A 14,036-nucleotide genomic window follows, 5' to 3' on the forward strand; every position below is an offset into this window, starting at 1 on the left:
CAAAAGAGGAAAAGAATTAATTTTCTTTTCTCTTTTCTGAAAAAAATTATCCAAACCGCAACTTCCAATTGTTGCATTTATTAATTGAATCTAAGCTTTGAAAACTGATTTAAAAAATATCTTTTGTTTTCATCATTTTTAAAAATCAAACAACCATCTATTCCCCTATTATAAATATGATAAAAACCGTCTTTTTGTAAAACTTCTAATTTCATATTATCAAGGTATTTATACTCCTGTAAGGTTTTTTTTAAACCTTGTAGGTATACTAATTTTCTTTTGGAAATTGATCGTCAATCAATACTTCCACTCTTTTTGTAAATAACCTTCTATTCAATCAAAAATTATCTCCAAACACACCTACAAGGTCAAAAAAGACCTTGCAGGAAGAGTCGTTATTATTACTGTCCGTATTCCTTCACTGCATCAATAAACGCCTTGGCGTGATCTACTGGGATATTTGGTAAAATACCGTGACCTAAGTTCACGATGTATTTGTCTTTTCCAAATTCGTCAATCATTTCGTGAACCATTTTCTTGATCACCGGAATTGGCGATAACAATCTTGATGGGTCAAAATTACCTTGTAAAGTAATGTTTCCACCAGAAAGGTATCTTGCGTTTCTTGGAGAACACGTCCAGTCTACTCCTAATGCAGAAGCACGGCTTTTTCCCATTTCGCCAAGAGCAAACCAGCATCCTTTTCCGAAAACAATAACCGGAGCGTCATCAGCAAGTGCTTCAACGATTTGGTTGATGTATTTCCATGAAAACTCTTGATAGTCCACTGGAGATAACATTCCACCCCAAGAGTCAAAAATTTGAACGGCATTCACTCCCGCTTTTACTTTTTCTTTTAGGTATAAAATAGTGGTATCTGTGATTTTTTGTAATAAAACGTGTGCTGCTTCTGGGTATTGAAAACAAAATCCTTTAGCCTTATCAAAGCTTTTAGACCCTTGCCCTTCTACCGCATAACACATAATTGTCCAAGGTGAACCTGCGAAACCAATTAATGGCACCTCATCGTTCAACATTTCCTTAGTTAATTTGATAGCGTCAAAAACATATCCTAACGTTTCATGTACATCTGGAACGATTACGTTTTCAACATCTTGAATGGTTCGAATAGGATGTGGTAAATATGGACCAAAATTAGGTTTCATCTCTACATCAATCCCCATTGCTTGTGGAATCACCAAGATATCTGAGAACAAAATCGCAGCATCTGGAGCGATTCTACGAATAGGTTGCACCGTAATTTCGGCAGCCAATTCTGGAGTTTGACAACGGGTGAAAAAATCATATTTATCACGCAAAGCGATAAATTCTGGTAAATACCTTCCGGCTTGACGCATCATCCAAACTGGTGGACGCTGAACTGTTTCACCTTTTAATGCTCTTAAAAACAAGTCATTCTTTAACATAATTCTTTATTTTTTATTTTCCGCCCTAATGGCTAAGGTATTTTCTAATTTTCGGTTGTTGGCTCAGTAGTTTCTTCTGGGTTATAATAATCCATCACTTCTACAATTACATCTTCGATTGTTGGTATCTCGGCAATTATAATGTTCTTAATTTTATTATCTTCTAATGCTTGTGCGGTAGTGTTACCTACACAAAAACAAATTTCTTTTTTGATTTTGTTGTTACTCAAATAGCTTTCAACAGCAGATGGACTAAAGAACATAATTCCATCAAAATTTTCCTGATCGGATATTTTAAAAGGAGCCAATGTCGTTTGGTATACTTCTATTTCGTTAAAGGTAATTTCAGCATTTTTTAAAGCTTCAGGCAAAGTTTCTTTGCGCAAGTTTCCACTCAAAAAAGTATAGCTTTCTTTGTTATAAATTAAGGTAATAATTTCAGCCAATTCAGAGGCGTAATCCATATAAACAGCTACTGTAAAACCGTTTTGCTCAAGTAAATCTTTGGTTTTAATTCCCACACAAAAAACTGTTTTGGTCTTCAAAACTTCCCAATCAGATTGTTCCATCAAACTTATCACAGCATTTTGACTGCTAAAAATCAAATTGTCATTTATCTTATCCAATTGAAAAAGATTGCTTTTAATATCGATAAAATCCTGCTCCAAGAGGTCAAAATCGGCATCGATAAATACTTGTCGTTGCTCTTCAGATAATGTTTTTGTTGATAATATGCTTATTTGACTCATTATTTTTTCAATTTATTTTTTATTTCTGCCATCAATTGTGCTCCACCACTATTCAAAACTTCCTGAGCAGAGAAGAAACCTAGTTTTTTCCATTCTTCAATGGGAACAATTTTATCTACGTCTAATTTTTCTTTTCCGTCAAGCGAAAACAATACTCCTTGAAAATGAATGGTATCCTCTTCTTCATTATACCTGGCCAATGCACCAATTGGTGCCGTACAACCACCTTCTAAGGTTTTCAGAAATTGACGTTCTATATAAGTGCAAATTTCAGTTTCTATGTCATTCAAATGTGAAAGTGCATCCAAGGTAAAATTGTCGTTGCCCATCGCCACCACAAGCATCGCTCCTTGTGCAGGCGCAGGAATCATCCAATCAAGTGCAACAAGATTTTCTGCAGCAAGATTGATTCTTTCTAGGCCAGCGGCAGCAAACACTGCTCCATTCCAATCGTTATCGGCTAGTTTTTGCATTCGCAAATTGACATTACCCCTCAAATCGACTACTTTATGACTTGGATATTTATGCAACCATTGTGCTTGACGACGCAAGCTTCCGGTAGCAATTGTTCCATTTCCTTCTAAAAAATCTAAATCTCCTTTGTAAGCCAAAACATCTACCGTATTGGCTCTTTCCAGGACAGCAGCTTGCACAATCCCAATTGGTAAGGCAGTTGGCACATCTTTCATAGAATGCACAGCAATATCTACTTCGCCATTAATCATGGCAATATCTAGTGTTTTGGTAAAAATTCCGGTAATTCCTAGCTGGTATAGAGGTTTGTCTAGAACGACATCTCCTGTTGATTTTACGGCTACAATTGAAGTTTTATATCCTAAATCATTTAGCTTTTTTTCTACTGTATGCGCTTGCCATAAAGCAAGTTCACTATCACGAGTCCCTATGCGTATTATTTTTTCAGCCATTTTTATATTTTCATTTCAAAATAATGCAACCATTATTTAGCTTTATCCATTAAGAAATTACTTCGCCATCGCTTCAATCTTGAATACTTTTTCGATCCATTGAATACTTTCGTCTACCATCGTATTTTCATCTTTCAAGTGATTGGCAAAATGAGTCGTGATCTTTTGAATAATTCTAGCACTAATGATTTCTGCTTGCTCTTCATTAAATCCTGCAATTTTTTTGCTTTGAAAATTTAACTCTGCGATTTTGATATCATTCAATTTTGCTTTGAGTGCATTGATAGTTGGAGCAAATTTTCTGCCTTTGGTCCAAATAATAAATTCTTCTTTTATTTCTTCAATTATTGCCTCAGCTTGTGGAATGTGTTTTTTTCTATTCTCAATGGTCTCATCTGTCAATTGTGACAAATAATCCATATGAATCAACGTTACACCTTCTAATTCCTCTACATCTTCATTTACATTTTTCGGAATCGATAGATCAAGAATCAACAATGGTTTCTTCAAATTCAAAATTGCTTTGTCCACCGTAGGGTTTTGTGCGCCAGTAGCAACAACCAAAACATCCGCTTTTTGTAATTCTAAGTGTAACTCTGAATAATCTTTTACGATCAAATTCAGTTTTCCAGCTAATTTTTCTGCTTTGTCTTTAGTTCTATTTATAAGAGTAATATGTTCATTTTTGGTGTGTTTTACTAGATTTTCACAAGTATTTCGACCAATTTTACCAGTTCCAAAAAGAAGAATATTTTTGTTCCCAATATTTTCTACATTCTTAAATATATAGTGCACAGCGGCAAAAGCTACCGAAGTGGCTCCAGAACTAATCTCAGTCTCCGTTTTAATTTTTTTACTCGCTTGTATAACTGCATTCACCAAACGTTCCATAAAAGTATTCACAAGGCCTAAAGCTTTAGCGTGAATGAAACTGGTTTTAATTTGTGCAATAATTTCAAAATCTCCCAAAATCTGACTGTCCAAACCCGTACCTACTTTAAAGATATGACTAATGGCTTCATTGTTTTTGTAAACAAAACCTACACGTTGAAACTCTTCTATTGTGCCGTTACTATTTTCACAAATCAATTTTATCAATTGAAAAGGATGCTCGGCAAAACCATATATTTCTGTACGATTACAAGTTGAAGTCACCACCAAACTTTCGATGCCTTCATTTTTTGCTTGTTCCAATAAACGCGTTTTGGCAATAGAATCTAAACTAAATTTACCTCTAGTGGCTGCATCAGCTTTTTTATAGCTCAATCCTACAGCGTAGAAATAGTGATGTTTTGATGTATGATTGTTTTCCATATTTGCACTTTTCAAGAAAGTGGAACAAAATTATCACTATAGGATTGATAAAAACAACGCCAGAAGTTCTTTTTATGTCGCTACATGTTTTTTTAGCAAAAAACAGGTGTTTTTTTATATTTATTCCTATTTTTGTAGTGAATTCAGGTACTAATAAATACTCTATTTAGATTTATTCTAAATAAAACAACCTGATATTTATCATCTTTACATAAAAAAAATGTCGCTATGGGTTCACAAGAAATTATAAAAATTGAAGACGATTTTATTCTTATCCGATTTCAAAATGACGGCACACAACCATTTTTAGGGCAACACGAAATTGAAAGTGGAATGATTCAGTTCCATTTTGGATTAAAAGGAAATGCTAAGTTTCTCTTTAATCAAGGTAGCTATATACTAGAACTTAAGGAAGAGAAATCTTTGCTTTTGTACAATCCACAGAAAGAATTGCCTATAAATTTGGAATTGGCACCCAACTCTTGGGCGATATCGTTAATTGTTTCTATTAAAAAATTTCATGCGCTCTTTTCGTCAGAAGCAGATTACATTACCTTTTTAAGTGGTGACAATAAAGACAAAAAATATTATAACGAAGGAAATATAAGTCCATCAATGGCAATTGTATTGAGTCAATTGTTTCATTACAATTTACATCCTTCAATAAAAAAACTATACTATAAAGGTAAAGGCTACGAATTATTGAGTTTGTATTTCAACCGTACCGAAGACCCCAATGCTGAACAATGTCCGTTCTTAACAGACGAAGACAATGTAATAAAAATTCGAAAAGCAAAAGAAATAATTATTGCTAACATGGCAGAACCACCCGGGCTCCAAGAACTAGCAGACCAAATAGGGTTGAATTTAAAGAAGCTAAAAATGGGTTTCAAGCAAATTTATGGCGATACCGTTTATGGATTTCTATTTGATTATAAAATGGATTTTGCTCGAAAATTGCTCGACAGTGGATCTTATAATGTGAACGAAGTAGGATTAAAAATTGGATATAGCACCGGAAGCCATTTTATAGCTGCTTTCAAAAAGAAATTTGGCACCACGCCCAAAAAATATTTGATGTCTATTAGTCCGACTACTTAATCGTATCGATTTTTGATATTAAACAATAAATAAAAATGAGTTAATTAAGAGTTAGCTCCAAAATTGTTGCCCTATTTTTGCAACAGACAATTAAAGACATAAAAGTCCTTCTAGCGTTAAAACACAGAAAGGTATAATCAAAATATAAAAGCAGTAGCGATATGAAAGGCGTATTATTAGTAAACTTAGGATCCCCAGAAAGTCCAACTCCAAAAGATGTAAAACCGTATTTGGATGAATTTCTAATGGATAAATATGTAATTGATGTTCCGTTTTTGTTACGTGCGTTGCTTGTGCGTGGAATTATTTTGCAAACAAGACCTAAGAAATCAGCAGCGGCTTATGCAAAAATATGGTGGGACGAAGGTTCTCCGTTGGTAGTAATTTCAAAACGAATGCATGCAAAAGTAAAAGAACTCGTTGACATACCTGTTTCTTTAGCTATGCGTTATGGTAATCCATCCTTACTCTCTGGTCTACAAGAGCTACACGACAAAGGAGTCAATGAAGTTATGCTTTTCCCTTTGTATCCTCAGCATGCTATGGCTTCGACTACAACTATCGTAGAACTAGCTGAAGACTTACGCAAAAAGCATTTTCCAGGTATGAAATTTACGCATGTACCAGCCTTTTACAACAAACCAGATTATATCAAAAACTTAGCTGATTCCATTAAAGGACATCTTGCAGGTTATAACTATGATCATCTTTTATTTTCCTACCACGGTATTCCAGAACGCCACATACGTAAAACTGATATCACAAAATCACATTGCAAAATAGATGGATCTTGCTGTAACACTCCATCGCCTGCACATGAATTTTGCTACCGACACCAATGTTACGAAACTACAAAACAAGTAGTTAAATTATTGAGCATTCCAGAAGGAAAATACAGCCAAACTTTTCAATCACGATTAGCTGGTGACAAATGGTTGACACCATATACTGATGTTGAAGTCAACAAAATGCCCGAAAAAGGCATTAAAAAGTTAGCCGTGGTAACCCCCGCTTTTGTATCTGATTGTCTTGAAACATTGGAAGAAATTGCCATGGAAGCCAATCATGAATTTAAAGCACACGGTGGTGAAAAATTCCTTGCTGTTCCTTGCTTGAATGACAGTGATGAATGGTGTCAAACCGTTGGGAACTGGATTAAAGAATGGGCTGTAGCTGAGAAAACAATCGCATAAATGGCAGTTTCAGCCGAAGAATTAGGAACAGAAGACATAAAAAAACTCTTGATAAAACAAGCAGTTCCAGCATCTGTAGGAATCTTATTTCTTTCGGTTAATATTCTTATTGATACCATCTTCGTCGGACAATGGATTGGTTCTTTGGCTATTGCAGCAGTTACAGTTGTCTTACCCATTACCTTTTTAATATCATCCTTGGGTATGGCCATTGGGGTTGGAGGAGGATCTGTACTATCAAGAGCTTTGGGGTCAAAAGACAAAGAAAAAGCAGAGGTAACTTTTGCAAATCAAATAATGATGACATTACTACTGTCATTATTATTTTTATTGCTCTGTGTACTTTTCAACAAGAATGTTTTACTACTTTTTGGAGCCAAAGGATCAATCATGAAAATGGCAGAAGAATTTTTCTTTCCTATACTTTTTTCAGTTCCTTTTTTGGCACTCTGTATGATGGGCAATAATATCATTCGTGCAGAAGGGAAAGCAAAATTTGCCATGATTGCCATGATAATACCCGCATTTGTTAATATTGGATTGGATATTATTTTTATCAAAATCATGAATCTAGGCATGTTTGGAGCCGCTATGGCGACTACTATTTCTTACATCACTTGTTTTTTGTTTGTGTTATGGTTTTTTATTTTTAAAAGTGATTTGAGACTAAAAGCAAGGCACTTTAAATTAAACTTTCCTATTGTAAAAGAAATTACCGAACTAAGTTTTGTTACTTTTTCAAGACAAAGTGTAATTAGTATTTTAGCCATAATTATCAATCATACTTTATATGATTATGGTGGCGAACAATCTATTACCGTATACGGTATTGTCAGCAGGATGTTGATGTTTGCATTATTTCCTATTTTGGGAATTACACAAGGTTTTATTCCTATTGCTGGTTACAACTATGGTGCAAAAAATCACCATCGAGTAAACGAAAGTATTCTTATCTCCATCAAATATGCGACACTATTGGCAACTGTAATTTATCTTATTATCTTATTTTTTGCCAATGAAATCGTTTCTGTTTTCACCCATGATGAAGTTGTTACCGCAGATACAACAGTGGCGTTACGATGGGTATTTGCAGCATCCCCTATCATTGCCGTCCAACTTATTGGAGCGGCTTACTTTCAAGCGGCAGGAATGGCAAAGAAAGCCTTAATGTTAACGTTGAGTAAACAAGGTTTTTTCTTAATTCCGCTAGTGCTCATTCTCCCAAATTTTTTCGGTATTTTTGGCGTTTGGGTTGCATTCCCGATTTCGGATATTTTATCCACCTTATTAACTGCTTATTTTCTTAAAAAAGAAATGAATTCACAATTGATCAAAACTACTGATGGAATATTATAATTACCTAAAGTCCTTACACCTCATCTTTGTCATCACATGGTTTGCAGGTTTGTTTTACATTGTACGCTTGTTTGTGTATCAAATTGAAGCAGCGGACAAACCTTCACCAGAAAAAGAAATTTTGCAAAATCAGTACAAAATCATGACCTACCGTTTGTGGTATATTATTACTTGGCCATCAGCAGTATTGGCTAGCCTATTTGCTTTTTGGATGTTATTGTTTACACCAATAGGAAATGCCTGGTTGCAAATGCCTTGGATGCACGTGAAACTTGGCTTTGTTTTTGTGTTATATCTATACCATGGAAAATGCCATCAAATATTCAAACAATTGCAACATGACGAAGTGAAGTATACAACCAACTTTATGAGACTTTGGAATGAAGTAGCAACCATTATTCTATTTGCAGTAGTTTTTTTGGTCGTTCTAAAAAATGCATTCAATTGGATATATGGTGTCATCGGAATTTTTGCTTTTTCTATGATTATTATGTTAGGGTTTAAATTTTATAAACGTATTCGAGAAAAATCTAATCACTAAGTTCTCACAACATTCATTTAGATTCTTATAAAAGGAAATGAACTTTGTACGATATTAGTGTTTTTGTGGGAAAAAATTATGTTCAAAAACTTCAAAATAGCAATGCTCTCGCTACGTATCAGGATATTTCTATCGATGATTGTAGTGATTGTTGTTGCATCTGCCTTGTTGGCTTCTATTTCGATTATTCAATTTAAAAATGAAGCTAAGGAGTACCATCAAGAACGATTAGAACGCAAGGAAAATGCTGTACGCGAACACATCAACTATGTTCTCGCTACTACAACCTATCCCCTCACTACAGAAAATTTAGATTTAATTTTTAAAGATAAAATTCACGAATTAGCTCATATACATAATATTGAAATCAATATTTATAGTCTAAATGGATTGCTTCTTAAAAGTTCTAAAGAAACTTTTTCGGTTGACAAAAAAGCATTGCCAATACCCAAATATATCTTAAAATTGGTTCGTTCCTCTATCGAAAAACGATATGTAGACATCAAAACAATTAACGGAATTAAAAATCGTTCCTCTTATACTCAAATTAAAGACGACAAATTCAAACCGCTAGGTATCTTAAATCTCCCTTATCTAGAGGACGATGGTTATTATGACAAAGAACTACACGGTTTCTTGATTCGATTGGGACAAGTATATTCGTTTATGTTGATTGTAGCCTTTGCATTGGCATACTTCTTATCTTCTTATATCACTAAATCACTTAAAACTATTTCGGATAAAATGTACGAAACAACTTTGAGTCAAAAGAATAAGAAAATTGTACTCGAAGCGAGTAGTAAAGAGATTAACTCCTTAATCGCAGCTTATAATCGAATGGTGGATGAATTAGAGATTAGTGCTGTAAAACTGGCCCAAGGTGAACGAGAAGAAGCCTGGCGCGAGATGGCAAAACAAGTAGCACACGAAATTAAAAATCCGTTGACACCAATGCGATTAACAGTACAGAGTTTTGAACGAAGGTTCAATCCAAACGACCCTGAGATTCATCAGAAAATGAAGGATTACTCAGATACACTGATTCAACAAATTGACACAATGAGTGCAGTAGCTTCGGCATTTTCTAACTTTGCTTCAATGCCTGCGCAACAAAATGAAACGTTGAATGTTGTAGAAGTAGTTGAATTAACATTAGATATTTTCAACGAAGACCACATCGTGTTTAATGCTGAATCTCCTGAAATTATATCGAAAATTGACCGAACACAACTCATTCGAATCATTACCAATTTGGTCAAAAATGCGATTCAATCCATCCCAGAAGAACAAGAAAATAAAACAGTAATTGTTGGAATAAAAAGTGAAAATAATCAAGTTTTGATTACCGTTGAAGACTTTGGAATCGGAATTAAACCCGAAGATAGCGCAAGAGTATTCGAGCCAAAATTTACAACCAAAAGTAGCGGGATGGGATTGGGATTGAGTATTATCAAAAACATCATTGAAAATTACAAAGGAACAATTATCTTTGAGTCAATCTATGGTGAAGGAACACGTTTTACCGTTTCCTTGCCAATTATTAACTCTTAATAAATTCAAGATGGACTATACTACAATATTAGTTAGTGTACAAGAAAATATAGCTACTCTTACTATCAATCGTCCCACAAAACTAAATGCACTCAACAAAGAAACAATTACAGAGTTGCACGATGCATTCAAAGCCTTAGAACAAAATAGTGCTGTACGTGTTATTCTTCTAACTGGTAGTGGCGAAAAAGCATTTGTTGCAGGTGCAGACATTTCAGAATTTGCTAATTTTTCATCAGATGAAGGAACTTCTTTGGCGGCACATGGACAAGAGATCTTGTTTGATTTTGTACAAAATTTAAAAAAACCAGTCATCGCTGCTATTAATGGATTTGCTTTGGGTGGCGGACTCGAATTGGCAATGGCATGTCACATAAGAGTAGCATCTGATAATGCAAAAATGGGATTACCGGAGTTAACCTTAGGATTGATTCCCGGTTATGGAGGTACCCAACGTTTACCGCAGCTAGTAGGTAAAGGTCGAGCAATGGAGATGATTCTTACCGCAGGAATGATTCCTGCTGATGAAGCTCTAAAAATCGGACTTGTAAACCATGTCGTTCCGCAACCGGAGTTACTTACCTTTTGCGAAGGCATTGCTTTAAAAATAGTTAAGAATGCTCCTCTAGCCATTACCAAAGCCATTCAGTCCATAAATGCCAACTTTAAAGATGGAGAAAACGGTTTTGAAATTGAAATCAACTCTTTTGGAGCATCATTTGACACCAAAGATTTTAAAGAAGGTACTGCTGCTTTTTTAGAAAAAAGAAAAGCTCAGTTTACCGGCGAATAAAAAACTCATTATTACAAAAAAACAACCTATGTCATTCAACCCCTTATTTGCAGAATTTTGGCAAAAAGTAATCGAGAGTATTCACAACGGCACCTATGCTAAATTAACTTTGGCGAAAACCATTGGTGATACTGAATTAAAAAATATCTACGTAAGACCTGTTCTAGAAGGTGAGAATGCTTTCAAAATGTCGGTAATTGCTCGATACAAAACAGAGGAAATAGAAAGTTTTCATTCTCTTGAAGATACTTTTGCATTTCTCGTTCCTTATATGAACAATCCTTTTTTGACAGCTTTGCTCTTCACAACAGAAAATGACCTGACTTTTAAACTAAACAAAAAAAGGGTAGCTAGAATTATTGACCAAGCGCCTACTTTCAAGAATGCTTCAGATGTGATTATTGAAATGAAAGACAAAGGGATTGTCTAATTACACCGTCAAGTCAGATATCAGTTGTTAGTTTTCTATTTTAAAGACTAACAACTGCTACCTGATTTTCTACAATTCTCCTTCCCATTCTGCATAGAATTGGGATAGAAAACCTTGCATGTATTGGTGCCTTTCATTGGCTATTTTTTTACCAGAAACGGTATTCATAGTATCTTTTAACAACAATAGTTTTTCGTAAAAGTGATTGATGGTTGGAGCAGTACTTTGTTTGTATTCCTCTTTGGTCATATTCATTTTAGGATCAATATTAGGGTCATACATGGCTCTATTTTTAAAACCTCCATAATTGAAGGCTCTAGCAATTCCGATAGCACCAATGGCATCCAAACGATCAGCATCTTGCACAACCGCTAATTCTTTTGAACTAAACTTTTTATCGAAATTCCCTCCTTTGAATGAAATATTCTCAATGATAGCTAATACATGTACAATAATATTTTCATCCACTTGTTGTGCTTCTAGAAATACACGAGCTGTTTTTGGCCCAACGGTTTCGTCACCATCATGAAACTTGCTATCGGCGATATCATGCAACAAAGCTCCTAGCTTTACTATAGTTAAATCACAATCTTCCTCTTGAGCAATCAACAAAGCGTTTTTATATACTCTTTCAATATGAAACCAATCATGACCACCTTCTGCACCTTTCAATTTTTCTTTTACAAAAATGATGGTATTATTAATTAAATCTAAATTCATTCTAAATATATTTTATAAAAAATGCTGATTCTAAAGTTTAAAAAACTTAAAAATCAGCATTCTATTATTCTATTAGGATTATTACAATCTTGCTGGTTCCACCCATTTAAAAATGTGCGATTCTTTTGGAATCACAATTCTTTCAGATATTTTTGCCATTCTTCCTGGTAATTTCATCAAGTAATCACGTGCTTTTTCGGCTTCATCCGTCAAACCAACCATCTTATCAATTTCCCATTTAATAATTAACTTTTGCATGATATCTACATAATCATTGGCAGTATAAACACCAATACGTTGTGCAGAATCTGAAAATTGCTCAAAAGCAGAACCAATTTTTTGTCCTGACTCTCTCAAGAAATGAGCTGGCATCACAATCTTAGCTTTCATCATGTATTGAAAAGCAAGCATCATCTCACTTGGATCGACTTTGAAAATTTCGGTAACAAAATGGCTGTATGCATGATGGTGACGCATTTCGTCTCCAGCAATCATCTTACACATTTTAGCTAGTTTTTTATCGCCATAACCTTTTGCCAATTGAGACACTCTATTGTGTGAAACGTAGGTTGCCAATTCTTGAAAACTCGTGTACACAAAGTTTTTGTATGGATCTCTACCTGTTCCAATATCAAAACCATCGTTGATTAAATGCTGAGAAGTCATCTCGACCTCACGCATGTTCACACGACCTGAGAGATAAATATACTTATTCAACAAATCACCATGACGATTTTCTTCTCCAGTCCATTGGCGAACCCATTTGGCCCAGCTATTGCGCTCTAGGTTATCTACCCCTTCTACTTCCATCAACCAATTTTCATAGGTTGGCAAAGCTTCTTCGGTAATCATATCTCCTACCATAGCAACCCAAAAATCATACGGTAAATCCTTAGAGATTTCACGTAATTCCTTTACCTCTTCTAGAAAATTATCACTTTCAGAATTTGGTAAAAAATCAGATGGCTGCCATATTTCTTCTACAGGAATTAGATACTGATCCACAAAACTGTCGACTCTTTTTTCTAAAAACTGCATTACTTCTAATCTAATATTCTTTATTGACATTGTCTACTTTTTTTAAAATTGTATATCTTTCTTTACTTCGCGTTCTGTTTTCTCTATTAATTCTGTAAAAGTAAAATCACTTACCTTTAATGGAGTCTGGATAGTGAAACGCAAACTATTACCTAAACCTACAGGAAAAAAACCAAAACGAACCATCTTCCAGGAATTATTAATTGTAATAGGCACCACATAGGCCGACGGTGCATATTTACATAATATTTTGAGACCACTTTGAGCGAATTCTTTCGGTGCACCAGTTTTACTTCGAGTACCTTCGGGGAAAATAACAGCTGTACGGTTATTTTTCTCAATATACTCCGATAATCCTTTAATCAACGGAATAGCTTGTTTAGGATCTTTTCGATCAATCAAAACAGAACCACCGTGACGTAAATTATACGAAACACTTGGAATTCCCTTACCTAATTCTTTCTTACTTACAAATTTACAATGAAAACGCCTCAAAAACCAAATCATTGCTATGATATCGTACATACTTTGATGATTTGCCACAAAAATCAATGGAACACCTTCCGGTATTCTATCCGAATTTTCAAATTTATACGTAGTTCCTACTAAGTTAGTGCATTTTATCAACATAAAGTTCAAATAATCAACACTTTTTTTATGGGCTTGATACCCAAAAAAACGAAAACAGATCCACTGTATAGGATGGAAAATAAACAAAGCAAGTCCAAATAACAAATAATACATTATTGATATAGGATAGGATATTATCTTTTGCATGCTTAAAAAATTAGATGCAAAAGTAACAAATAATTTTTTAGCACTATTTAATTCCGAAACAATATTAGCTTGACGCATTAATTGTACCTTTACACCCTAGAATAGTAGCTTTTTTTCAAC

The 14,036-nt window shown here is 34.5% G+C and carries 15 protein-coding genes; 7 read left to right on the forward strand and 8 right to left on the reverse strand.

Annotated features, from left to right (window positions below; translation table 11 throughout):
- Positions 1-80: 80 nt before the first annotated feature.
- From M2326_RS01005 to hemA, 5 genes are all read right to left on the reverse strand, one after another.
- A complete protein-coding gene (locus M2326_RS01005) occupies positions 81-215 on the reverse strand; it encodes a hypothetical protein (RefSeq protein ID WP_264617696.1) in 135 nt (44 codons plus the stop codon).
- Positions 216-401: 186 nt separating this feature from the next.
- Complete coding sequence (hemE, locus tag M2326_RS01010; protein ID WP_264617697.1) at positions 402-1,427, reverse strand: uroporphyrinogen decarboxylase; 1,026 nt, start codon at positions 1,425-1,427, stop codon at positions 402-404.
- A gap of 44 nt (positions 1,428-1,471) precedes the next feature.
- A complete protein-coding gene (locus M2326_RS01015) occupies positions 1,472-2,176 on the reverse strand; it encodes a uroporphyrinogen-III synthase (protein ID WP_264617698.1) in 705 nt (234 codons plus the stop codon).
- A complete protein-coding gene (hemC, locus tag M2326_RS01020; RefSeq protein ID WP_264617699.1) occupies positions 2,176-3,102 on the reverse strand; it encodes a hydroxymethylbilane synthase in 927 nt (308 codons plus the stop codon). The genes M2326_RS01015 and hemC overlap by 1 nt, the downstream gene beginning before the upstream one ends.
- 57 nt (positions 3,103-3,159) lie before the next feature.
- Entirely contained in the window at positions 3,160-4,416 is a 1,257-nt protein-coding gene (hemA, locus tag M2326_RS01025; RefSeq protein ID WP_264617700.1) for a glutamyl-tRNA reductase, read from the reverse strand.
- Positions 4,417-4,644: 228 nt separating this feature from the next.
- Here hemA and M2326_RS01030 point away from each other — a divergent pair, with 228 nt between their 5' ends.
- The 7 genes from M2326_RS01030 to M2326_RS01060 all read left to right on the forward strand — a co-directional run bounded on the left by M2326_RS01030 (position 4,645) and on the right by M2326_RS01060 (position 11,381).
- Entirely contained in the window at positions 4,645-5,517 is an 873-nt protein-coding gene (locus tag M2326_RS01030; RefSeq protein WP_264617701.1) for an AraC family transcriptional regulator, read from the forward strand.
- A 161-nt stretch (positions 5,518-5,678) separates the two neighbouring features.
- Complete coding sequence (gene hemH / locus M2326_RS01035) at positions 5,679-6,710, forward strand: ferrochelatase (RefSeq protein WP_264617702.1); 1,032 nt, start codon at positions 5,679-5,681, stop codon at positions 6,708-6,710.
- On the forward strand, positions 6,711-8,066 hold the full coding sequence (locus M2326_RS01040) for an MATE family efflux transporter (protein ID WP_264617703.1): 1,356 nt from the start codon (positions 6,711-6,713) through the stop codon (positions 8,064-8,066).
- Complete coding sequence (locus tag M2326_RS01045) at positions 8,053-8,607, forward strand: CopD family protein (RefSeq protein WP_264617704.1); 555 nt, start codon at positions 8,053-8,055, stop codon at positions 8,605-8,607. The genes M2326_RS01040 and M2326_RS01045 overlap by 14 nt, the downstream gene beginning before the upstream one ends.
- Before the next feature lie 78 nt (positions 8,608-8,685).
- On the forward strand, positions 8,686-10,158 hold the full coding sequence (locus tag M2326_RS01050) for a sensor histidine kinase (protein WP_413603253.1): 1,473 nt from the start codon (positions 8,686-8,688) through the stop codon (positions 10,156-10,158).
- 10 nt (positions 10,159-10,168) lie between these two features.
- Positions 10,169-10,951, forward strand: a complete 783-nt coding sequence (locus tag M2326_RS01055; protein ID WP_264617705.1) for an enoyl-CoA hydratase/isomerase family protein — start codon at positions 10,169-10,171, stop codon at positions 10,949-10,951.
- 28 nt (positions 10,952-10,979) lie between these two features.
- A complete protein-coding gene (locus tag M2326_RS01060) occupies positions 10,980-11,381 on the forward strand; it encodes a hypothetical protein (protein WP_264617706.1) in 402 nt (133 codons plus the stop codon).
- A gap of 69 nt (positions 11,382-11,450) precedes the next feature.
- Here M2326_RS01060 and M2326_RS01065 read toward each other — a convergent pair whose 3' ends face one another.
- The 3 genes from M2326_RS01065 to M2326_RS01075 all read right to left on the reverse strand — a co-directional run bounded on the left by M2326_RS01065 (position 11,451) and on the right by M2326_RS01075 (position 13,916).
- Positions 11,451-12,101, reverse strand: a complete 651-nt coding sequence (locus M2326_RS01065) for an HD domain-containing protein (protein ID WP_264617707.1) — start codon at positions 12,099-12,101, stop codon at positions 11,451-11,453.
- Positions 12,102-12,182: 81 nt separating this feature from the next.
- Positions 12,183-13,169 (reverse strand): acyl-ACP desaturase, encoded by a 987-nt coding sequence (locus M2326_RS01070; RefSeq protein WP_264617708.1) that lies wholly within the window; start codon positions 13,167-13,169, stop codon positions 12,183-12,185.
- Between the two features lie 12 nt (positions 13,170-13,181).
- Positions 13,182-13,916, reverse strand: coding sequence for a lysophospholipid acyltransferase family protein (locus tag M2326_RS01075; protein ID WP_264617709.1), 735 nt, complete (start codon positions 13,914-13,916; stop codon positions 13,182-13,184).
- Between the last annotated feature and the right edge of the window lie 120 nt (positions 13,917-14,036).

Origin of the sequence: Flavobacterium psychraerolatum (assembly GCF_025960985.1) — a bacterium.
GTDB lineage: Bacteria > Bacteroidota > Bacteroidia > Flavobacteriales > Flavobacteriaceae > Flavobacterium.